At 63.3% G+C, this 19,359-nt stretch carries 21 protein-coding genes, 3 tRNA genes and 1 pseudogene; 12 read left to right on the top strand and 13 right to left on the bottom strand.

The window, feature by feature from the left end:
* Positions 1-134: 134 nt before the first annotated feature.
* Complete coding sequence (locus ASC48_RS11100; protein WP_082440090.1) at positions 135-1,070, top strand: LysR substrate-binding domain-containing protein; 936 nt, start codon at positions 135-137, stop codon at positions 1,068-1,070.
* 3 nt (positions 1,071-1,073) lie between these two features.
* On the opposite strand, the gene ASC48_RS11095 is transcribed toward ASC48_RS11100, so the two are convergent.
* A complete protein-coding gene (locus tag ASC48_RS11095; RefSeq protein WP_208975669.1) occupies positions 1,074-1,460 on the bottom strand; it encodes an EamA family transporter in 387 nt (128 codons plus the stop codon).
* On the opposite strand from ASC48_RS11095, the gene ASC48_RS11090 reads away from it, so the two are divergent.
* From ASC48_RS11090 to ASC48_RS11080, 3 genes are all read left to right on the top strand, one after another.
* Positions 1,363-2,250 (top strand): LysR family transcriptional regulator, encoded by an 888-nt coding sequence (locus tag ASC48_RS11090; RefSeq protein ID WP_055455802.1) that lies wholly within the window; start codon positions 1,363-1,365, stop codon positions 2,248-2,250. The two genes, ASC48_RS11095 and ASC48_RS11090, sit on opposite strands and share 98 nt — an antisense overlap.
* A 64-nt stretch (positions 2,251-2,314) precedes the next feature.
* Complete coding sequence (locus ASC48_RS11085; protein WP_055455801.1) at positions 2,315-2,692, top strand: MAPEG family protein; 378 nt, start codon at positions 2,315-2,317, stop codon at positions 2,690-2,692.
* A 164-nt stretch (positions 2,693-2,856) separates the two neighbouring features.
* The gene (locus tag ASC48_RS11080; protein ID WP_055455800.1) at positions 2,857-3,753 is read left to right on the top strand and encodes a GNAT family N-acetyltransferase; all 897 of its coding nucleotides are present in this window, start codon (positions 2,857-2,859) and stop codon (positions 3,751-3,753) included.
* A gap of 91 nt (positions 3,754-3,844) precedes the next feature.
* On the opposite strand, the gene ASC48_RS11075 is transcribed toward ASC48_RS11080, so the two are convergent.
* The 3 genes and pseudogenes from ASC48_RS11075 to ASC48_RS11065 all read right to left on the bottom strand — a co-directional run bounded on the left by ASC48_RS11075 (position 3,845) and on the right by ASC48_RS11065 (position 5,464).
* Positions 3,845-4,189 carry a hypothetical protein gene (locus ASC48_RS11075; RefSeq protein ID WP_055455799.1) on the bottom strand — a complete coding sequence of 115 codons (345 nt, stop codon included), beginning with the start codon at positions 4,187-4,189 and terminating at the stop codon, positions 3,845-3,847.
* Positions 4,186-5,276: pseudogene (locus tag ASC48_RS11070) on the bottom strand (IS5 family transposase). Before ASC48_RS11070 ends, ASC48_RS11075 begins: the two are co-directional and overlap by 4 nt.
* 112 nt (positions 5,277-5,388) lie before the next feature.
* A tRNA-Ala gene (locus ASC48_RS11065) sits at positions 5,389-5,464 on the bottom strand.
* A 572-nt stretch (positions 5,465-6,036) separates the two neighbouring features.
* Here ASC48_RS11065 and ASC48_RS11060 point away from each other — a divergent pair.
* Together ASC48_RS11060 and ASC48_RS11055 are read left to right on the top strand one after the other, a co-directional pair.
* On the top strand, positions 6,037-6,327 hold the full coding sequence (locus ASC48_RS11060; protein ID WP_055455798.1) for a YggT family protein: 291 nt from the start codon (positions 6,037-6,039) through the stop codon (positions 6,325-6,327).
* On the top strand, positions 6,327-6,650 hold the full coding sequence (locus ASC48_RS11055) for a DUF167 family protein (protein WP_055455797.1): 324 nt from the start codon (positions 6,327-6,329) through the stop codon (positions 6,648-6,650). Before ASC48_RS11060 ends, ASC48_RS11055 begins: the two co-directional genes overlap by 1 nt.
* An 83-nt stretch (positions 6,651-6,733) precedes the next feature.
* On the opposite strand, the gene ASC48_RS11050 is transcribed toward ASC48_RS11055, so the two are convergent.
* The 4 genes from ASC48_RS11050 to ASC48_RS11035 all read right to left on the bottom strand — a co-directional run bounded on the left by ASC48_RS11050 (position 6,734) and on the right by ASC48_RS11035 (position 9,305).
* Positions 6,734-6,937: a Trm112 family protein gene (locus ASC48_RS11050; protein WP_055455796.1), complete on the bottom strand. Its 204-nt coding sequence runs from the start codon at positions 6,935-6,937 to the stop codon at positions 6,734-6,736.
* Positions 6,938-6,961: 24 nt separating this feature from the next.
* Positions 6,962-7,639, bottom strand: a complete 678-nt coding sequence (locus ASC48_RS11045; RefSeq protein ID WP_055455795.1) for an LON peptidase substrate-binding domain-containing protein — start codon at positions 7,637-7,639, stop codon at positions 6,962-6,964.
* A 59-nt stretch (positions 7,640-7,698) separates the two neighbouring features.
* The gene (gene trxA / locus ASC48_RS11040) at positions 7,699-8,685 is read right to left on the bottom strand and encodes a thioredoxin (RefSeq protein ID WP_141658923.1); all 987 of its coding nucleotides are present in this window, start codon (positions 8,683-8,685) and stop codon (positions 7,699-7,701) included.
* Positions 8,686-8,783: 98 nt separating this feature from the next.
* Positions 8,784-9,305 carry a prolyl-tRNA synthetase associated domain-containing protein gene (locus ASC48_RS11035; RefSeq protein ID WP_019965362.1) on the bottom strand — a complete coding sequence of 174 codons (522 nt, stop codon included), beginning with the start codon at positions 9,303-9,305 and terminating at the stop codon, positions 8,784-8,786.
* Between the two features lie 259 nt (positions 9,306-9,564).
* Here ASC48_RS11035 and ASC48_RS11030 point away from each other — a divergent pair.
* The 3 genes from ASC48_RS11030 to ASC48_RS11020 all read left to right on the top strand — a co-directional run bounded on the left by ASC48_RS11030 (position 9,565) and on the right by ASC48_RS11020 (position 10,760).
* Positions 9,565-9,639: transfer RNA gene (locus ASC48_RS11030), tRNA-Gly, on the top strand.
* Positions 9,640-9,705: 66 nt separating this feature from the next.
* Positions 9,706-9,780 (top strand) — tRNA-Gly (locus ASC48_RS11025).
* A gap of 176 nt (positions 9,781-9,956) precedes the next feature.
* Complete coding sequence (locus ASC48_RS11020) at positions 9,957-10,760, top strand: MipA/OmpV family protein (RefSeq protein ID WP_055455794.1); 804 nt, start codon at positions 9,957-9,959, stop codon at positions 10,758-10,760.
* A gap of 73 nt (positions 10,761-10,833) precedes the next feature.
* Here the strand turns inward: ASC48_RS11020 and ASC48_RS11015 are convergent, their stop codons facing one another.
* From ASC48_RS11015 to ASC48_RS11000, 4 genes are all read right to left on the bottom strand, one after another.
* Positions 10,834-11,679: a pentapeptide repeat-containing protein gene (locus tag ASC48_RS11015; protein WP_072242588.1), complete on the bottom strand. Its 846-nt coding sequence runs from the start codon at positions 11,677-11,679 to the stop codon at positions 10,834-10,836.
* Positions 11,680-12,029: 350 nt separating this feature from the next.
* Positions 12,030-13,085: a patatin-like phospholipase family protein gene (locus tag ASC48_RS11010; protein WP_055455792.1), complete on the bottom strand. Its 1,056-nt coding sequence runs from the start codon at positions 13,083-13,085 to the stop codon at positions 12,030-12,032.
* Positions 13,085-13,867: a 3-hydroxybutyrate dehydrogenase gene (locus ASC48_RS11005; protein ID WP_055455791.1), complete on the bottom strand. Its 783-nt coding sequence runs from the start codon at positions 13,865-13,867 to the stop codon at positions 13,085-13,087. The genes ASC48_RS11010 and ASC48_RS11005 overlap by 1 nt, the downstream gene beginning before the upstream one ends.
* Positions 13,868-14,022: 155 nt before the next feature.
* Positions 14,023-14,793, bottom strand: coding sequence for a hypothetical protein (locus ASC48_RS11000; RefSeq protein WP_055455790.1), 771 nt, complete (start codon positions 14,791-14,793; stop codon positions 14,023-14,025).
* Positions 14,794-15,030: 237 nt separating this feature from the next.
* Between ASC48_RS11000 and ispG the strand changes: the two genes are divergently transcribed.
* From ispG to ASC48_RS10985, 3 genes are read left to right on the top strand one after another with little or no spacing between them, the layout of a single operon-like run.
* Positions 15,031-16,299, top strand: a complete 1,269-nt coding sequence (gene ispG / locus ASC48_RS10995) for a flavodoxin-dependent (E)-4-hydroxy-3-methylbut-2-enyl-diphosphate synthase (protein WP_055455882.1) — start codon at positions 15,031-15,033, stop codon at positions 16,297-16,299.
* Between the two features lie 42 nt (positions 16,300-16,341).
* Positions 16,342-17,226 carry a pyridoxal kinase gene (gene pdxY / locus ASC48_RS10990; RefSeq protein WP_055455789.1) on the top strand — a complete coding sequence of 295 codons (885 nt, stop codon included), beginning with the start codon at positions 16,342-16,344 and terminating at the stop codon, positions 17,224-17,226.
* A gap of 14 nt (positions 17,227-17,240) precedes the next feature.
* The gene (locus tag ASC48_RS10985; RefSeq protein ID WP_244270043.1) at positions 17,241-17,972 is read left to right on the top strand and encodes a DUF429 domain-containing protein; all 732 of its coding nucleotides are present in this window, start codon (positions 17,241-17,243) and stop codon (positions 17,970-17,972) included.
* Between the two features lie 13 nt (positions 17,973-17,985).
* On the opposite strand, the gene ASC48_RS10980 is transcribed toward ASC48_RS10985, so the two are convergent.
* Complete coding sequence (locus ASC48_RS10980) at positions 17,986-19,353, bottom strand: L,D-transpeptidase family protein (RefSeq protein ID WP_055455787.1); 1,368 nt, start codon at positions 19,351-19,353, stop codon at positions 17,986-17,988.
* Between the last annotated feature and the right edge of the window lie 6 nt (positions 19,354-19,359).

Genomic DNA, 19,359 nt, shown 5'->3' with positions numbered 1-19,359 from the left:
ACATTCCTCCGTCTCATGGGTCATGCCTCAGCGCCGTACCTCCATGTGAGGCAAACGCCAGAATTGCGCGGACTATGCCTGCTGACAGGAGACGCGGGAAGAGATAAGTTCTCCGCAAGTCATGAGCCAGTGGAATGAGCCTGATGGTCAAGCGCGCCTTCCTGCCGCCCGCCGATGCCCTCATCGCCTTCGAATGCGCCGCCCGGCATGAAAGCTTCACCCGCGCGGCGGAAGAGCTGCATCTGACGCAGGGTGCGATTTCCAAGCAGATCCGCCATCTGGAGCAAAGGCTGGGCGTGCCGCTGTTTGCCCGTGTTCGCCAGCGCGTGGTGCTGACCGATGCCGGGCGGCTTTACCTGCATGAGGTGCGCGGTGCGCTGGACCAGCTGGGCGATGCCACACGGCAGGTCATGTCCTTTGCCGGGAGTGCCGATGTGCTCAATCTGGCGGTTCTGCCCACCTTCGGCACCCGCTGGCTGGCGCCGCGCCTGGCCGAATTCCTGCGCCGCACGCCGAAAGCTGCGCTCAACATCTCAATCCGTCTGAGGCCCTTCGATTTTGCCGAAGAGCCCTTCGACGGCGCGATCCATCATGGTGACCCAATCTGGGCGGGGGCCATTGTCGAGCCGCTGTTCCCGGAGGAATCCGTGGTCGTGGCCTCGCGCACATTCCGCGACCGGCACATGATCAGCGAGCCGCGTGACCTGCTGAAGGTGCCGCGCCTGCAGCTCTCCACGCGGCCCATGGCCTGGCGCGACTGGTTTGCCGCCATGGGGGTGGAAACGGACAGCGCCTATCAGGGCCCGCGCTTCGAGCAGTTCGGCATGATCGCGGAAGCCGCCGCCCATCATCTGGGCGTGGCGCTGATGCCCCGGCTTTTCATCGACGAGGAACTGGCAAGCGGCCGTCTGGTGCGCCTGTTCGGCCAGCCGCTGGACCAGAAGACCGCCTATCACTTCGTCTATCCGCAGGACCGCACCCTGCGCCCGGTTGTCGCTGCCTTCCGCGCCTGGCTGCATGAGGAAGCACGCATTTCCCGCACCAGCCGCGAAAGCCAGCTGCCGGGCTGACCCTCAGCCCGGCTTGCCTGCAGGCGTACCCTCGAGATTGGCAGCCGGACGCCGCTGGGCCAGCTGCCCGGTATACTGACCAACGAGAACGCTGCCCAGCACCAGCACCATGCCGGCAATCTGCACCGCACTCAGGGTCTGATCCAGAATGGCCCAGCCGAGGATCACCGCCATCAGCGGGCTGAGCAGGCCCAGCGGCGGGATTGCCGAAGGGCCAAGCAGGTCAATGCCCCGGAACCACAGAAGATAGGTCAGGCCTGCGCCAATGAAGGTCATGTAGGCAAAGCCCGCAATGTTCCAGCCCGTCAGCGGCGGCAGGGCCGGTTCCGTCAGGAGCGCCGCAGGGGCCCGCAGCCACAGCCTGTCTCCCGCCGCCGTCAGCAAGGCCATGTCGGAACTGGAAGGCGATCTGGGGGCAAGGCTCTTCCACCGCACCACCCGCCGTCTCAGCCTGACGGAGGCGGGCACGCTCTATCTCGACCAGATCCGCCGGGTGCTGGAGGATCTGGAAGAGGCGCAGCAGTCTGTCGGCAATCTCAGTTCAGAGCCTTCCGGCCTGCTGCGGGTGAGCGCGCCCATGACATCCAGCCTTGTACTCATCACCAGCCGCATCCCGGAGTTTCTGGCACGCTACCCAAAAGTCTCGCTCGACCTTGACCTGGACGACCGGCGCGTGGACCTTGTCCGAGACGGCTTTGACATGGCCCTGCGCGGCGGACGCCGGGATGAGGACCGGGAGCTGATCGTCAAGAGGCTCGGGGCGCTGAAACACGTTCTCTGCGCTTCGCCCGCATACCTTGCCCGCGCAGGAATGCCACAGGAGCCTGCCGACCTTGCCCGGCACGAGTGCATCCGTTTCACCTTGTCCGGCCACGCGGACGAATGGACCTTCTTCCGCAATGGCAAGGAGCACCGGCAGCGGGTGGCCGGGCGCTACAAGGTTTCCTCCAGCCTAGCCGTCATGGATGCCCTGCGCGCCGGCTTCGGCCTCAGCCTCATTCCGCAGGCCTATGTGGCGGCGGACCTGGCAGCGGGAACGCTTGTCCGGCTGCTGCCGGAGTGGGGCATGAGCGAGGTAACGATCAACGCCGTCTATCCCTCGCGCCGCCACGTCCCGGCCAAGGTTCGCGCCTTCGCCGGGTTCATTGGCGATGTGCTGCGTGACACCTTGAGAGATTGACCGGGCCGCTTAAAACGTTACCTCTCCACACAGAAATTCCAGCAAACGCCAAAAGGATCATCCCATGCCCGTCGCAATCTGGTGCGTGCTTGCCGCCGCCTTCCTGCCCATTCTGTCGGTGTTTCCCGCCAAGCTCACCAGAGACTTCAGCAATGCCCGCCCGCGTGACCCCGCCTTCTGGGCAGAAGGTTTCCGGGCACGGGCGCAAGGCGCGCAAGCCAATGGCTTCGAGGCCTTTCCGCTGTTTGCCGTCGCCGTACTCGTGGCTTTTCAGCAGGGCGGCGACCCGTTCTGGATCGATGTGCTGGCGGCGGCCTTCATCGGGCTGCGCGTCCTCTATGTGCTTTGCTACTGGATGGACAAGGCCACCCTGCGCTCGCTCATATGGATTGCGGCAACAGCCTGTGCCGTTGCCATCTTCACAAGTCCCGTCTGGAGCTGATGGGCGGACCGGCGCCCGCCGCGACAAAAAATGCCCGCTTTATGACAGAATGCTGTCACAGGGCTCTGCGAGGCTGAAGGTTCATGGCCATTGCAGGTTGCTGTCTGGATCTGTAACCATCAGGCCTTCAAAGGGCATGTCCGCCCGCCTTGAGGATTGTGCCCGTGCCGCGTTTCCAGCACCCTGATTCGGCCCTCCTGACACAGAGCCACACAGATGAGACCAGCGGCTCCGCCCGCCATATCGTCGATGTGCTGATTGCCGAGCGCGGCAAACATGTGATGGCCGCTCCCTGGTGGCCGCTGTTCCGGCCCATCGCCTACCGGATGCTGCGCTATTTCGATGCGCTGGAAATGGCAGACGCCATCTCCAACCTGCCGGCGGAAGAGGTCTTCGTTTATCTGTCCAATCTGCTGCAGCTGAAACTGACCGTTCAGGGGCTGGAGCGCATTCCGGCTGACGGGCCCTGCATCCTCGTTTCCAACCATCCGACAGGTATCGCCGATGGTGTGGCGCTCTATGACGCAGTGAAGAACCGCCGCCGGGACATTTCCATTTTCGCCAACCGGGATGCGGTGCGCGTCAACCCGCGCCTTGCCGGCATGATCGTGCCGGTGGAATGGCGCGCAAACTTCAAGACCCGCGAAAAAACGCGTGAAACCCTGAAGAACGCCGCCTCCGCCTTCGAGCGCAACCGCGCAGTGGTGCTGTTCCCTTCCGGCCGCCTTGCCTACATGAACAAGGGCAAACTGACGGAGCGGCCATGGATGACCTCGGCCCTCGCCCTGGCCCGCCGCCATCAGGTGCCGGTCATCCCCATTCACATGGGCGCGCGCAATTCGCGTCTGTTCTATTTCCTCGCAAAGGTCTCGATCGAACTGCGCGACATGACCGTCTTCAACGAGCTTCTTAACAAGAAGCACGCCCACTTCCGCTTCCACGTGGGCGAGCCGCTGGCACCCGGCCAGCTGGACGGCGACCTTGCCGAAGTCACCGACAAGCTCCGCATCCACTGCGCCGAGACCCTGGCGCAGGATCCGGATGCACGGTTCAGCCTGTGAGAACGCAATCAGCCGCCGTCAACATATGGTTGACACGCAAGACAAGCGCGCGCATTTTTTTACGCAACAACTAACCCTTCATCCTGTGAGACTAGCAGGCTGTTGAAGAAGTCTTTCGTCTAGCCTTGAGGATAGCCTCGTCGCCGTTGTGATATGCGAAGGTGATCTCGATGGTGCCATCGTCGAGCAATTCGGCGTGGCCGTCGCCGGAGACCTCGTCCATTTCTTCATATCCGGCCCACGTGAAGTGGACGATGGACTGGCTGTCGCCGAGATCGGGGCCCGCCTGCAGCGCGCCGAAGGCGATTTCGCCGTGACCATTGGCGCCGATCGTGATCATTGCGGGCTCGACCAGGTCGAGATGGCCGCGATCCCAAATGTCGGCCTCGACGATCCGCCATCGGCCCATCAGGCGGCAGCCCGAGGCGGCGCTCATGCCGACGCCGCCATGAGCTTTGGCAGCCGCACCAGATTGTAGGCGGCTGCTGCGCAGGTAAATGCCCATCCGGCGCGATCCCGGCCGCGGAATTTCGTCATGTCCTGACAGGCGACCGTCTTGATCCAGCCGAATGCTTCTTCGATGCGCTTACGGATACGCTGACTTACGGCATAGCTGCCGTGGCGCTTTGTACGGCCGTCGATCGCCGAACGGTGGCTGCTGGTGTTTTGCGCCACATGCTGCGTCACCTTCATCGAGCGCAATTCGTTGACGAAGTCCTCCGTATCGTAACCCTTGCCGGCGCCGAGCGTGATCCTGCGAGGCCGGTCGGCCAAGGGCTCGATCATGTGCAGCGCCGCCACCCGCCCGGCATAACCGCCGGCCGGCGTCAGGCAGGCATCGACCAGAAGACCGTGACGGTTCTCCATCAGTCCATGCCCCATGAAGCAAAGCTTCGCCTCCTTGCCTTTGCCCTTCTTGTAGAGCCATGCCTGCGGGCCGGTGGTCGAGGCATGCGTGTCATTCGTCCGCTTCTGGCCGTGGAAGTCGGCTTCGGCATTGCGTCCGCCGCCCTCGGCCGGAGGATTGTCCGGGCCATCTTTCGGCCTCACGCTCTTCATCGACGCCCAGGCCTCGATCAGTGTGCCGTCCACCGAGACGTGATCGCTCGACAGAAGCCGCTTGATCCGGGGCTGGGCCAGCACCGCCGCCAGAAATTCGCGGCAATGCCGCCTGCCAGCAGCCGGTCGCGGTTCTTGGAGAATGTGGAGTGGTCCCGTGCCGCGTCATCGACGCCGATGCTCACGAACCAGCGGAACAGAAGGTCGTATTCCAGCCGCTCCATCAAGAGCCGCTCCGAGCGGATTGAGTGGAATGCCTGAAGCAGCATCGCCCGCAGCAACTTCTCGGGCGGGACCGGCCGCCGCCCGATCAACGAGCAGAGCGCCGCGAATTCCCGCTCCTGCGCCCCAAGCGCTTCGTTCACGATCGTCCGTATCGCTCGCAGCGGATGATCGCGACGCACACGCGCCTCCAGGTCCACATAACTGAACAGTTCGCCAGTTTGCTCGTCCACGCCGCGCATGTCTCGTTCTCCCAACCCTCTCCCGAGCTACTGAATCATGGTTTGCGAGCCGCCGCGAGCGTCCCTTTTCAACACCCTGCCAGGGCGGAGTGCATGTGCTACACGAGAGGGCTGGTGGAGCCGAGGGGAATCGAACCCCTGACCTCTGCAGTGCGATTGCAGCGCTCTCCCATCTGAGCTACGGCCCCTGAGCAGGTTGCGGAATTTAGGAGGGGCTCCGAAGATCTGTCAAGCACGTGGTTTTACGCCCTGCCGCGTCCAGCTGGTGCGGGACGGGCGCGTGCCCCGCCCGTATCCAATTGGATGAACACATCGCGCAGAAAGACGTCCAGGGCTTTGGCACAAATTGGCAGCCGTTGTTTCAACGGCACGGCCTATCTGTCCCCCTCCCCCTTGAGGGGAGGGGTGGGGTAACAGGCTGAAAACACGGGGTATTTTCGTTGAAGGCGCTCTGTGTAAAGATGAGCATCAATCAAGCACCGCTCCTGCGTGAAGACCCCCACCCCTACCCTCAAGGGGGAGGGGAAACGGGAGGCCTCAGCCAGAGAAGTAAGACTCTCAAATTTCTTGTCTTTCCGGCATAAAGCCAACGGGTGTGGTGTCTTGCTCTGCGATATGGCCCCTCCTGGGGGCGCTGCGTGCAGGTCAGGGGGACTGCAAAGGCCCGTCACTTAATCCTGTTCAACATGATGCCTTGCGGCGGCACCTGTGCGCCGCTACATCATGGAGAACTGAACGCCATCACAAAGCGGAACTCATTATGCGTGCAATTCTGGACGTGCTCATGCTGGTCCTTCAGCTTTATACCTACGTGATCATCGCCAGCGCGATCTTCTCGTGGCTCTATGCCTTCAATGTGGTGAACATGAGCAACCAGTTCGTGGCGACCATAGGCCAGACGCTCTATGCCCTCACCGAGCCGCTGCTGCGCCCGATCCGCCGCGTGGTGCCTTCGGTCGGCGGGCTGGACCTTTCGGCCATCGTGCTGCTGCTGCTGATCTTCCTGCTGCAGAACGTCATCATCCGCTACATCTACCCCGCCGTCTTCTGATGACGGGGCCGGATAGGCCCTGGCGTCCGGTCAAAGGCGGGGTCAGCATCGATGTGCGCCTGACACCGCGTTCTGGTCATGACCGTGTGGATGGCCTGTCCGCCCTGTCCGATGGCCGCCAGGTGCTGGCGGCACGTGTGCGGGCCGTGCCGGAAAAGGGCGCGGCCAATGCGGCGCTTGAGGTGCTGATGGCCAAAACCCTTGGCCTGCCCAAATCCGCCGTATACCTCGCGGCAGGCTCCACCGCCCGCATCAAGACGCTGCATGTGACCGGCGAGCCGGACACGCTGATGGCCGCACTTGAGGCGGTATGTGGTGGTTAAGCCCGTGCGGCGCCTGAGCAATTTCAAGGCGTGATGCGTCAGCATCTCAGATGCCTTGGCATGATGCTTTCGCTGAGCCTTGATCAGTCTTCGATCTTGCGCGCTTCGTCCGGCAGCATGACCGGGATGCCGTCCTTGATCGGATAGGCCAGCTTGGCGGCGCGGGAGATCAGTTCCTGCGCATTGGCATCATATTCCAGCGTCGTCTTGGTCAACGGGCAGACAAGAAGCTCCAGCATCTTGCGGTCGATCTGTCTGGCACTGTGTGAAGCGGCGGTTTCCGTCATCTGGGCGTTCCGGTCTTTCGGGTCTTATTGAAGGGGCGGGCCCCCCTCATGGCCTGAGCTGCGCGCCAGGTCAATCTCGGTGATGGCGACCAGCGTTTCGGCGCGGGTCTTGAGGTCGGCGGCTTCCAGCATGGCCTGTTTCTCCGCCGGGCCGTAGGGGCTCATCATGCACAGGGCGTTGACGAGCACTTCCGTTTCGGCCCGTTCCACACTGTCCCAGTCCGCTTCCATGTCATGGGCGTCGAGATAGGCGCGGAAGGCACGCAGAAGGCCTTCCCGGTCCACGTCACCTTCGCCGCGGCCGGTCTCCAGATCGGGCAGATAGGGCATGAAGTCACAGGCCACCTGCCGGAAGGGCGTCATCGCCGGAAGCTCTTCGGTGATGCGGAAGCGGGCGACCCCCTGAAGCGAGATCAGGTAACGGCCGTCGCCGCTTTCCTGAAACGACGTGATCCGCCCGGCGCAGCCGACGCGGCACAGCGCGGGCTTTGATCCATTCTGCATGTCAGTGATGGATGGCTGCACCATGCCGATGAGCCGCTGGCCGGCCAGGGCCGCATCCACCATGGCCAGATAGCGCGGCTCGAAGATGTTCAGCGGCAGCTGGGTGCGCGGCAGCAGCAGGGCACCGGGCAGCGGAAAGACGGGCAGCGTCGCGGGCAGGTCCTTGATACTCGTGTAGCTCGCGTTTCCCGCCTTCATCGTGTCACCTCGCATGGATTGTCCCTGGGCGGACAAATGCCCGCCAAGGGACATATAGGTCAGGAGAACAGCACTGACGACAGCTTGCGGCGGCCATAATTGGTGGCCGGCTCCTTCGGGCCCCAGGCCTCGAAGAACTGCAGCAGCTGCTTGCGCGCGCCGTCCTCATTCCAGCTGCGGTCACGGCGGATGATGCCGATCAGCTGATCGACGGCACCCTGATGGTCGCCGCGCCCGTTCAGCGCCAGCGCCAGATCGAAGCGGGCCTGATGGTCGCCGGGGTTTGCCTCCACCTTCGCCTGCAGCCCGGCAAGATCGCCCAGCTGTCCGGCCTGTTCGGCCAGATCCAGTGCGGCAAAGGCGGCGATGACAGTCGCGTCCTTGCGGGCGTCTTCCGGGATCATCTCCAGCGCCTGCCGGGCGCGGGCCAGATCCCCGGCGCCCAGATAGCAGCGGGCAAGACCGGCAAGGGCGCGGGTGTTGGCGCTGTCCATCTGCAGTACACCGCCGAACATCTGGGCGGCCTGACCGTAATCCTTGGCCGCCAGCAGGGTCTCTCCCTCGGCCAGATAGGTGTCCACCGGCGAGGCGGGGGCAGGGCCTGCCACGCGCTCGATGAAGGCCTTGATCTGGCCTTCCGGCTGGGCGCCCATGAAGCCATCGACCGGCTGGCCGTTCTTGAAGGCAATGACGGCCGGGATCGACTGGATGCCGAGCTGGCCCGCCACTTCCGGGTGGTCGTCAATGTTCATCTTGGCGAGCAGCACGGCCCCCTTGGCGGCCTTAACGGCGGCTTCCAGCGCCGGGGTCAGCTGGCGGCAGGGGCCGCACCAGGGGGCCCAGAAGTCCACCAGCACCGTCTGGTTGCGCGAGGCCTCCAGAACGGCCTTTGCAAAGGTGGGGGTGGTGACGTCGAAGATCAGATTGTCTGCGCCTGCCGCCTGAGAATGAGACTGGCCCTGCTGGCTGCCATAGCCGGAGCCGCCGTAGCTGCCGCCAAAGGAGCCGCCAGACTGACCGCCCATGCTGAAGTTTCCACCGTTCATCTTCGTCTTCCCTTGCCGTCACAAGGACAGCTCAACAGCATGGCGCGTGAGCCGTCTGGAGTTTGCTTTGTCTTTAACATGGCGCGGCGGCGGGGGAATTACAAACCCTGCGCCTTCGCCTCTTCCGTGACTGCCAGCACCTGCGGCTCATGCCCGCAGGCGCGGGCAAATGCCAGCAGGCCGTCGCGGGAAATGGTGGTGGTGGCGTCGTTCGACAGCGGGTGGAAGTTCAGCACCTCGTGCTGCATCATCGCCGCGTCGAAAATGGGCGTCACGCGCTGCGCTTCCCGGTCGTTGTAGAGGCCAAAGGGCGTGACGGAGCCCGGCACCACGCCAAGGCATTCCATCAGCTGGTCAGCATTGCCGAAGGAGACGCGGCCCTGTCCGCCGATCAGCGTGTGGATCTGCTTCAGATCCACCGTGGCATCATGCAGCACCACCACCAGAAAGATGCGGCCCTTCTTGTCCTTCAGGAAGAGGTTGCGCGTGTGGGCGCCGGGGATCATGGCATGCACGTCTTCGGATTCCGCCACCGTGAACACCGGCCGGTGATCCGTGGTGCTGGTTTCAAGCCCAAGATCATCCAGAAATGCCAGCAGCTCGCTGCGTGTTGCCATCATGCCGTCTCCCGCTTCCCGCCCGCCGCTGGGGCCGCAAAATCGCTCTCTTTCCATGCTTCTAGCTGATCAGGGTCTTGCGCGGCAAGGCTTCCGCGGAGCGGGCAAAGGGCGCGCTGCGGCCTTCTGTCCACAGCTCGTCCACACGGCGGAAAAAGCCGTAGCCGGGTCAAAAAAGCCTGTTGCATTCGCAGGCCGCTTGGTTCATATACAGCCCACCTCAGCGGCGGGCCTTCGCAAGACGGCTTTCTGCGGCGCTTAAGCGGGCGTAGCTCAGGGGTAGAGCACAACCTTGCCAAGGTTGGGGTCGTGGGTTCGAATCCCATCGCCCGCTCCAGTTTCCGGTCAATCGGCAATCTGGTCCAGCGTCATTGAGGATACCCATCCGGCTTGCCGGATTTGTGCGGGCGTAGCTCAGGGGTAGAGCACAACCTTGCCAAGGTTGGGGTCGTGGGTTCGAATCCCATCGCCCGCTCCAGTTTCGAAAAAAGGCTGCCGCAAGGCGGCCTTTTTTAATGTCTGCAGAGCGGGTTGCAAATCCGTGCGGTGCGCATTGGCAACAGCTCGTTAAAATTACCCTTTTGTTAAACTCTTTATCGCAATTTGCCTTAAGATCCGTCCCATTCAGTAGTTCGTTCAGGACAGACCCCACCCATGATGCGCAAGTTCGCTCTCCTCGCCTTGACCTCTGCTTTTGCCGGTGCCTCCCTTCCGGCGGCCGCGCAGGATTATTCCTATGGTTCCTCCAGCGGCACCTCCGGCCATCAGTATGTGCTGGATCTGGGTGTCGGTGCCATGGTCAAGCCGCGTTATGATGGCGCGGATACCTATCTGGTGTCACCGGTTCCGCTGATCTACGTCAGCCGCTTCTATCTGCCGATTCTGGGGCAGGTGGCTGACGGCCAGGCGCGCACGGGCATCTATTTCTACCCGTCCTTCAACTTCATCGGACAGCGCCGGCCGTCCGACACGTCCAGGCTGAGCGGCACCCGCAAGGTGGACTGGGCACTGGAAGCAGGGCTGGGTGCCGGTTTCCAGGGCGATGGGTTCCGGGTGTTCGGCGAGCTGCGCCAGGGCTTCAACGGTCACAAGGGGCAGACCGGCCAGATCGGCGCTGACCTGATCATGAAGCCGATGCCGAAGCTGGAACTCAGCGCCGGTCCGCGCCTCGGCTTTGCCTCCAGCCGCTACATGGACACCTACTTCAGCGTTTCGCCGTCTGAGGCCCAGGCCAGCGGGCTCAACGAGTTCCGCGCCAGCGGCGGTTTCAAGAGCATCGGCGTTGCGTCCCGCGCCAGCTATGATCTGACGGATCAGGTGAAGCTGCATGTGGAAGGCGGTTATGACCGGCTGATCGGCGATGCGGCCCGCAGCCCGATCGTCCGCAACCGCGGCAGCCGCAATCAGTACACCATCGGCACCGGCGTGACCTACCGCTTCTCCTTCGACGCGTTCTGAGCCGCGTTACCGGTTGACAGACATGAAAAAGGGCCGTCCGGTGGGGCGGCCCTTTTGATTCTATCCCTGCCACTCACGAGCAAGGCTTCAGCGGCTCGAAGCCGGCAGGCAATTCGGTGCGCGCGTCGCCGCACAGGTTGATCATGCGCTTGGGGTCAAGCCCGCGCACATCCTTCAGCTTTGCGCCGGGCAGGCGGGTGTTGCGCAGCAGTGCGCCGGTCATGTTGGCGCCCGAGAGGTCGGCATCGGTGAGGTCGCCGCTGGTGATGCGGGTGCCGCTGAGGTCCGCATTGCGGAAACTGGCATCCACCGCGATGATCCGGTCGAGGCCGGCATAGGGCAGGCGGGCATTGTCCAGCATGGCACTGCTCAGGTCCGCCCGTTCCAGACTTGCTCCGTCCATCTTGCTGCCGGAGAAATTGGCGCCGATGGCTATGCTGCGGGTCAGTTTGGCGTTGCGCAGATCCGTGTTGTCCAGCTTGGCGCTGGTCAGCACCGCGTCATTCAGATCCGCGTCCCGCATGTCTGAGCCGGACAGCCTTGCCTTGATCAGGGAGGCCTTCTCCAGATCCACGCCGCGCATGGAACTGCGGGTCATGTCCGCCCCATCGAGAATGGCTCGCTCCAGTTCCGTGCGGCGCAGGTCGGCGCCAGCGAGCCTGGCGCCGGTGAGAATGGCTTCCTTCAGATCGGCCTCGCGCAGGTTGACGCCGGTGAAATCCGGCATGTCCAGTTTCAATGTGCGCAGGCTTTCCAGCTTCAGGTCGCAGCCGGGGCAGCCATTCTGTGCGGTGATCTGATCGAATGTGCCTTGCGGGGCCGCCGTCTGTGCAAAGGCGCCGCCTGAGCCCTGCGGCAGCAATGCCAAGGCCGTCAGGATGAGCGCTCCTGCAAGTCTCGATGTCAATCGCAGTGCCATGTCCAACCTCCTGCGCCCCGCGCCTCTTTTAGCCCTCACCGGGCCGGGCGCAAAGCACAGAGTTGCATAGCCGGACATCTTGTCCCGGTCTGCATTTCAAAGATGGGGGGAAGAGTGCTGCGGGCCGGAAGGAAGTAGCGGGTCGCAGTGCCACTTCCTTCCGTCTGCAATCGCTGACGACGCACAACCTGACAATCAGCTTTCCGACATTAGGATTGGAGTGGTTTCCAAAAGGTTTTCTTTGCCGATAAAACTGATCTTCGTGCGTTTTGTTTGGTTTAATGATGTTTATCTTTGTTATTGATTTTATTCTGCGTGGCAGAATGCAAATTCCGGTTAATTTCTATTAATCACTGGAACTCCGAGCGCAGATCGACGGTCGATCGCTCGCCAACGGCATCGTAATTGCGCTCCACCCAGCCGGCTGCGGTCTTGCGGCCGATGGAGAACAGCTCCTTGATGAAGGCCCATTCCGCATTGAACTTGGAGGAGGCCTGCAGCGGCTTCAGGGCTTCTCCGTCGATGCGGTGGAAATAGACCCTCTTGTAGTCCTTCTCATCCAGCTTGCCTTCGTTGAGAAGGCGCAGCACGAATTCGATGGACCGCATTTCGCGCAACAGCGTGGAATTGAAGGTGATCTCGTTCATCCGGTTCTGGATTTCGCGGGCCGTCTTCGGGGTTCCCTTGCGCTCGATCGGGTTGATCTGCACCAGCAGCAGGTCCTGCGTGCCGGTCTCGTAGAACAGCGGATAGAGCGGCGGGTTGCCCATGTAGCCGCCGTCCCAGTAGGGCACGCCGTCAATCTCGACCGCCTGGAACACCTGCGGCAGGCAGGCCGAGGCCATCACGGCATCGGCCGTCAGCTCGTCACCGCTGAAAACCTTGATCTTGCCCGTGTGCACATTGGTGGCCGACACGAACACCCGCACACGCCCGCAGGCGCGGACGGAGTCAAAGTCGATGATCTCCTTCAGCACCTCATGCAGCGGATTGATGTTGAGCGGATTGAACTCGTAGGGCGAGGCAAAGCGGGAGATGAGATCCATGGCAATGTAGCTCGGCGAGAAGTCGAGGCTCCACTGGCCAAGGGCCATGTCCAGCGGCGAGCGCCGGATCGGGCTGAGATAGGCGTGCTGGCTCACCTTCTTCCAGAAGGTCCGCAGACGCTCCCGCGCCCCTTCTGGTCCGCCCTCGTGCAGGCCGCAGGCCAGGGCTACTGCATTCATGGCGCCTGCCGAAGTGCCGCTGATGCCGTCAATTTCAAAGCGGTCATCTTCCAGAAGATAATCCAGCACCCCCCAGGTGAAGGCGCCATGGGCGCCGCCCCCCTGAAGGGCCAGATTGATGACCTTGCGCCCCGGCGCGGATTTGCGCGGCGGAACTTTCCGCTTTCTGGCCTCTGTCATTACTGGGCCGTCCAGCCGCCATCGACGGGCAGCAGCGTGCCCGTAATGGACTTTGCTGCATCCGAACACAGGAAGACGGCAACAGCCGCGACCTCTTCCACGGTGACGAATTCCTTGGTCGGCTGGGCCTTGAGCAGCACCTCGCGCTTGACCTCGTCCTCGGTCATGTGGCGCGCCTTCATCGTGTCGGGGATCTGGGCCTCGACCAGCGGCGTCCAGACATAGCCAGGGCAGATGGCGTTGACGGTGACACCCTTTTCGGCAGCTTCCAGCGCAACGGTCTTGGTCAGCCCGGCAATGCCGTGTTTGGCGGCCACATAGGCGGACTTGAAGGGGGAGGCGACCAGCGCGTGAGCGGAGGCGGTGTTGATGATCCGTCCCCAGCCGCGTGCCTTCATGCCTGGCAGGGCGGCGCGGATGGTGTGGAAGGCGGACGACAGGTTGATGGCGATGATCGCGTTCCACTTGTCGACGGGGAACTCGTCGATGGGCGAGACATGCTGGATGCCGGCGTTGTTGATCAGGATGTCGACGCTGCCGAATTCCTTCTCCGACGCGGCGATCATGGCGGCGATCTCGTCGCTCTTGGTCATGTCGGCTGGCGAATAGATGCAGCGGACGCCGAAGTCCTTTTCGATGCCGGAGCGCTCGGCCTCGATCTTGTCCTTGTCGCCAAAGCCGTTGATCATCACATTGGCGCCTTCGGCTGCCAGCGCCCGCGCATAGGCAAGGCCGATGCCGGAGGTGGATCCGGTGATGACGGCGTTTCTGTTCTTCAGCATGTCTTTCAGGCTCCCTGACCGAATTCCGGCCGCAGCTTCACATGAAGCTGCCTTGCACTGCAACAACGCAGTTGCGCTGATGCGGTTGCATGACAAATCGGTAATGAAAGCCTGAGCTTTTGCAGGACGCTGCGCTGCCTGCGCTGGCCAGCCTGTCAGTACTGGGCGAATATCGGATTGTCAGGGTTTTCGGCCCAGAGTTTTTCCGCGACGTCCTTGTAGGCCACCGTCACGACAGCAAGGCCAATGGTGGTGGTGATGATCTGCAGCAGTGTACCGAAAACCGCCAGAACCACGAAACCGAGGATGATCGAGCCACCGGCGAGGATCTGATATCCGCCTGCAATGGCAAGGCCGAGGACCAGGATCACCGGAATGCTGAGCAGAAGCGTTGTCACGAACATCGGGCCGGCATAGCCCTTGCTGATGCGGAAGGCTTCTGCGACCGGCAGATGGTGGCCAACGGCAGAGGCCGGGACGATGAAGCTGATGCGGTACATCAGCGCAATGGTCAGGACCGTCAGCCCGGCAAGCAGCACCACCATGATGATATGCGGCACGAAAGTGTTGAACATCATGGCAACGAGAATGATGCCGATGACCGGCCCCATCAGGATCAGGGCCGTCTGCACCATGCGCCAGAGTACCCGCCGCTCATACAGTCCAAAGCGCAGGTGGATGAGATCGGGTTGTTCCTGCAGCAGGCCAAACCGGTGCCAGCCGCTGGCGATGGAGGCGCCGCTGACCAGCGACAGCACGAAACCGGTCAGGGCCAGAATGATATTCAGGCCCGGGACGCCTTCGCTTGCATCGGTCAGGGCATTGATGACCAGCATGATCACCATCCACGATCCGGCAATACGGAAGGCGATGGTGATGTTCTGGCGGATCAGGGACGCTGACTGATGCAGGATATCCGAATACATGGGGGCTCCAGGCTGGTCTTGTCACTTGCAGGAAATGCCAAGTGCAATCATCAGGTCTATAGGCTGGTCCGGCGGGGCGGCGCAAGTGCTCCGGATCACAGTTTGCCGCGCTGATGCGCTGCATCGCGCCTTGCGTGCGGTTCTTGATTGCCCTTATGTGAGAGCCAATTTAATCAGGCCATGAAAAGCGCCCGTCCCCGGTGCGGGCGGAGGGTGAATACGAGGTTGGCTGATCTGATGAGCGAGTATGTCCCGATGCGCCTGCCCCGGCGCCGGTCGGTTGCCGTGCAGGTGGGTTCCGTGATGGTGGGCGGCGATGCGCCCGTCGTCGTGCAATCCATGACCAACACGGACACGGCGGATGCCGATGCCACCGTGGCGCAGGTCGCCGCGCTGGCGCGGGCCGGGTCCGAGCTGGTGCGCATCACGGTGGACAGGGACGAGTCCGCTGCGGCCGTTCCGCGCATCCGCGAGCGGCTGGATCGCATCGGCATCAATGTGCCGCTGATCGGCGACTTCCATTACATCGGCCACAAGCTGCTGGCCGACCATCCGGCCTGTGCCGAGGCTTTGGCCAAGTACCGCATCAATCCGGGCAACGTGGGCTTCAAGGCCAAGCGCGACACCCAGTTCTCGCAGATCATCGACATCGCCCAGAAATATGACAAGCCGGTGCGCATCGGCGTCAACTGGGGCTCTCTCGATCAGGAGCTTCTGACGAAGCTGATGGACGAGAATGCCGCCAGCGCCAATCCGGTTGCCGCTTCCGCCGTCATGCGTGAGGCGATCATCCAGTCCGGGCTTCTCTCGGCCGAGCGCGCCGAAGGTCTCGGCATGGCGCGCAACAAGATCATCCTGTCCGCCAAGGTCAGCAATGTGCAGGACTTGATCGCCGTTTATGCGGATCTGGCGGCGCGCTGCGATTATGCGCTGCATCTGGGCCTCACGGAAGCGGGCATGGGCACCAAGGGCATCGTCGCCTCGGCGGCCTCCATGGGCATCCTGCTGCAGCAGGGCATTGGCGACACCATCCGCGTGTCGCTGACGCCGGAGCCGGGCGGTGACCGCTCGCGCGAGGTGCAGGTGGCGCAGGAGCTGCTGCAGGTGATGGGCTTCCGCGCCTTCGTGCCGGTGGTGGCGGCCTGTCCGGGATGCGGGCGCACCACGTCGACCGTCTTCCAGGAGCTGGCCAGCGACATCCAGGAGCATATCCGCGTGTCGATGCCGGTCTGGCGCGAGCAGTATCCAGGGGTGGAGAATCTCAACGTCGCAGTGATGGGCTGCATCGTCAACGGGCCGGGCGAATCCAAATTCGCCGACATCGGCATCTCTTTGCCGGGCACGGGCGAATCGCCTTCTGCGCCTGTGTTCATCGATGGCGAGAAGGTCATGACGCTGCGCGGGCCCTCCATCGCGGAAGACTTCAAGGCCATGGTGCTGGGCTATATCGAGCAGAAATACGGTTCGGGCAAGCCGCTGGAATTGCCCTCCGCTGCGCAGGAGTGAGTTCGCCCTCCCGGCCGCAGTGCTGAAACAGGAGTTGCCGGAATGCTGAATGCGGTGAAGGACGGCGGTGCAAAGCCGGCCATTCTGGTGATCACATCACAGGTGGTGCGCGGCAGTGTGGGCGGGCGCGGCGCTGTCTTCGCGCTGGAGCGTCTGGGCTTCCCGGTGTGGTATCTGCCGACCATTCTGTTGCCCTGGCAGCCGCTGGTCGGGCGCGGTCAGCGCATCGTTGCGCCGATGACGGATTTCGACGCCATCACGGCGGATCTGGCAGCTTCCCCCTTCCTGCCGGAGATCGGCGCGGTCATCAGCGGTTATCTCGGCTCGCCGGAACAGGCCTCTGCCGTCGCCCGGCTCGTCAAGGCGCTGCGCAAGCTGCGGCCCGAGGTGTCCTATCTCTGCGATCCGGTGATCGGCGATCTGGAAGGCCTCTATGTGCCGGAGGCAACCGCTGCAGCCATCCGTGACGAGCTTGTCCCGCTGGCGGATATCTCGACGCCGAACCGTTACGAGCTGGCCTGGCTGACCGGGCGGCCAACCGATACGGAGCTGCAGGCCCTGTCCGCCGCGCGGCATCTGGGTCCGGAACGGGTGGTTGTCACCTCCGCCCCGGCGCTGCGGCGCAATTCCATCTCCAACCTGCTTGTGGGCAAGCGCGGCGCCGTTGCGGCCGAACACGCGGCCATCGACAATCCGCCGCATGGCACGGGTGATTTCTTCTCTGCCCTGTTCATGGCCCGCCTGCTGGAAGGCATGGATGAGGACGAGGCGCTGGTGCGCGCTGCCGCTTCCGTATTCGAGCTGGTTGCCCGCACGGTGAAGCAGGGCGCCAACGAACTGCTTTACGCCGCCGAACAGCAGACGCTCTGCCGTCCCATGGCGCTGGTCAGCACCCGCCGGGTGATGGAGAGCGCCGGCGCGCGATGACCGGGCCGGGGTCCATGTCTCAGGCCAGACGGGTTGCCGGAGTTGATGGCTGTCCGGCGGGCTGGATTGCGGTAATTCTTGACGAAAGCCTGACCGCGCAGCCGCAGGTGCTGGTGACGCCCCGTTTTGCGGATCTTCTGGCGCTTCAGCCCCGGCTTGAGGTTCTGGCCGTGGACATGCCCATCGGCCTGCCGGACCGGATCGGCCCCGAGGGGCGCGGGCCGGAACGGCATGTGCGCCCGCTTCTGGGCATGCGCCAGTCCTCGGTGTTTTCCGTTCCCTCCCGTGCCGCGGTCTATTGCGAAGACTACCGGGAAGCCTGCCGCATCGCGCAGGAAACATCCGAGCCGCCGCGCAAGGTGTCAAAACAGGCCTTCCATCTCTTCCCGAAAATCCGCGAGCTGGACAATGCGCTGGTCTCGGAACGGCAAGAGCGCGTGTTCGAGGTGCACCCCGAGGTGGCCTTCTGGCGGCTCAATGGCGGCGCGCCCATGAGCCTGCCGAAGAAGATCAAGAGCCGCATCAATCCAGACGGCATGGACGAGCGCCGTGCCTGTCTCGCCGCTCACCGGCTTGAGCCTGCGTTCCTGTCACAAAAGCCGCCGCGCGGGGCAGGGGCGGATGATTTCCTCGATGCCTGCGTCAATGCCGTCATGGCCCTGCGCATCCTGGCAGGCGGGGCGGAGCCCTTCCCGAAGGATTTCTCCCGCGACAGCCTCGGCCACCGCATCGCCATCTGGGCCTAAGGTTCCGCGGGGTTCAGGGCTTTACCCGCGGCGCCGTGGTGACGGTGGTCAGGTCGACCTGGGGCGGGGTGGTGTCATCGTCTTGCGAGCCGCTGAAACTCAGCCAGCGCTTGAAGAAGCCGGGCTTCTGTTCACCAGCCTGAGCGTCCGGAGCGAAGGCCGTTGCGGTCACCTCCGCTGCGGGCTGCGGCTTTGCTGCGGCAGGGGTGGCTGCCTGAGAGGCTGCTTGAGAGGCCGCAGGTGATGCCGCACTGGCGGCGGTCTGCCCGGGTTCGCCAGGTGTTGTCTCTGCCGGCTGGGCGGCTTTCGAGGCAAAAAGGCTGGCGAAGACGCCGCCGGTGGAGGCCGGTGTTGCTGGAGCCTCTTCGGCAGACGTCGCGGCAGCCGCCTGTTCGCCTGCCTCTTCCGGCTTGCTATGGCTGCCGAACTTCGGGTTGACGATAGAGGCGATCAGGGCAGCGCGTTCCTTGGCGCGCTTTTCGCGCTCCGCCTCTTCCCGGATATTGGCCATCGCCACTTCGAAGGCCTCAGCGTCCTTCTTCTGCTTGGCTTCCACGGCGAGGCGGATGGCCTGCGGGACTTCATAGGCCGGGCATTTGGCCGTGGCGCGGAAGGGCACATTGGCCATCAGCGGCATGGCGTTGAACACATACTGCTTTTCGCAGACATCGATCTTCGGCGCCTGTTTCGTCACCTCGAAGTGGTCGTAGCCCACCTTCAGCATGCGCCAGAAATCCATGTGCGGGCTGTCATTGTGCCGCGCCATGTTTTCCGCCGTCATGCGGAAGGGGAACGCCTGCACCTGGAACGACCGCTGCCCGCCCTTGAAGCTGTCCCGTGCCAGCGCATAGATGTCCTCGATCTGCGGATCGGTCATGGCATAACAGCCGCGCGAGGAGCAGGCGCCATGCACCATCAGATGCGTGCCGGTGCGGTTGTGCGCCCGGTCATAGGCATTGGGGAAGCCCATGTTGAAGGCAAGATGGTAGCTGGAGTTCGGGTTCATCAGCCCCGGCGTGATCTCGTAGAAACCCTCCGGCGCCTGCCGGTCACCTTCCTTGATCTTCGGTCCAAGCTCGCCGGACCACTTGCAGATATCGAAGGTTTGGAGCAGGGCAAAACGGCCTTCCCGGTTCTGCTTCCAGACCTCAAGCGTGCTTTCTTCCTTGAAGATGCGGATCAGGATGGGCGAGTGCGCATCCATCTTCAGTTCGGTGAACTTCGCCTTGATTGCCGGGCGCACCTCGCGCAGGTGCTTGGGGCCGAAGGCAACGTATTCATCCCCCGACTGGCAGCCGGCAAGAAGCGTGGCCACAGCCAGGGCGCCAGCCAGGCGGATCACCTTGCGGCCCGGAATCTTTGGAAAGGCAATCACGCCCATCTGCCG

Source organism: Pannonibacter indicus (assembly GCF_001418225.1).
Lineage (GTDB): Bacteria > Pseudomonadota > Alphaproteobacteria > Rhizobiales > Stappiaceae > Pannonibacter > Pannonibacter indicus.
The sequence above is the reverse complement of the archived record's forward strand: the minus strand, read 5'-3'. Positions and strand labels throughout refer to the sequence as shown.

Bases quoted from the DNA above. Each gene is read 5' to 3' on its own strand.
- ASC48_RS11100 (WP_082440090.1), top strand. From the start codon at position 135: ATGAGCCTGATGGTCAAGCGCGCCTTCCTGCCGCCCGCCGATGCCCTC.
- ASC48_RS11090 (WP_055455802.1), top strand. From the start codon at position 1,363: ATGTTCCAGCCCGTCAGCGGCGGCAGGGCCGGTTCCGTCAGGAGCGCC.
- ASC48_RS11095 (WP_208975669.1), bottom strand. From the start codon at position 1,460: ATGGCCTTGCTGACGGCGGCGGGAGACAGGCTGTGGCTGCGGGCCCCT.
- ASC48_RS11085 (WP_055455801.1), top strand. From the start codon at position 2,315: ATGCCCGTCGCAATCTGGTGCGTGCTTGCCGCCGCCTTCCTGCCCATT.
- ASC48_RS11075 (WP_055455799.1), bottom strand. From the start codon at position 4,189: ATGAGCGCCGCCTCGGGCTGCCGCCTGATGGGCCGATGGCGGATCGTC.
- ASC48_RS11060 (WP_055455798.1), top strand. From the start codon at position 6,037: ATGCGTGCAATTCTGGACGTGCTCATGCTGGTCCTTCAGCTTTATACC.
- ASC48_RS11055 (WP_055455797.1), top strand. From the start codon at position 6,327: ATGACGGGGCCGGATAGGCCCTGGCGTCCGGTCAAAGGCGGGGTCAGC.
- ASC48_RS11050 (WP_055455796.1), bottom strand. From the start codon at position 6,937: ATGACGGAAACCGCCGCTTCACACAGTGCCAGACAGATCGACCGCAAG.
- ASC48_RS11045 (WP_055455795.1), bottom strand. From the start codon at position 7,639: ATGAAGGCGGGAAACGCGAGCTACACGAGTATCAAGGACCTGCCCGCG.
- trxA (WP_141658923.1), bottom strand. From the start codon at position 8,685: ATGAACGGTGGAAACTTCAGCATGGGCGGTCAGTCTGGCGGCTCCTTT.
- ASC48_RS11035 (WP_019965362.1), bottom strand. From the start codon at position 9,305: ATGATGGCAACACGCAGCGAGCTGCTGGCATTTCTGGATGATCTTGGG.
- ASC48_RS11020 (WP_055455794.1), top strand. From the start codon at position 9,957: ATGATGCGCAAGTTCGCTCTCCTCGCCTTGACCTCTGCTTTTGCCGGT.
- ASC48_RS11015 (WP_072242588.1), bottom strand. From the start codon at position 11,679: ATGGCACTGCGATTGACATCGAGACTTGCAGGAGCGCTCATCCTGACG.
- ASC48_RS11010 (WP_055455792.1), bottom strand. From the start codon at position 13,085: ATGACAGAGGCCAGAAAGCGGAAAGTTCCGCCGCGCAAATCCGCGCCG.
- ASC48_RS11005 (WP_055455791.1), bottom strand. From the start codon at position 13,867: ATGCTGAAGAACAGAAACGCCGTCATCACCGGATCCACCTCCGGCATC.
- ASC48_RS11000 (WP_055455790.1), bottom strand. From the start codon at position 14,793: ATGTATTCGGATATCCTGCATCAGTCAGCGTCCCTGATCCGCCAGAAC.
- ispG (WP_055455882.1), top strand. From the start codon at position 15,031: ATGAGCGAGTATGTCCCGATGCGCCTGCCCCGGCGCCGGTCGGTTGCC.
- pdxY (WP_055455789.1), top strand. From the start codon at position 16,342: ATGCTGAATGCGGTGAAGGACGGCGGTGCAAAGCCGGCCATTCTGGTG.
- ASC48_RS10985 (WP_244270043.1), top strand. From the start codon at position 17,241: ATGTCTCAGGCCAGACGGGTTGCCGGAGTTGATGGCTGTCCGGCGGGC.
- ASC48_RS10980 (WP_055455787.1), bottom strand. From the start codon at position 19,353: ATGGGCGTGATTGCCTTTCCAAAGATTCCGGGCCGCAAGGTGATCCGC.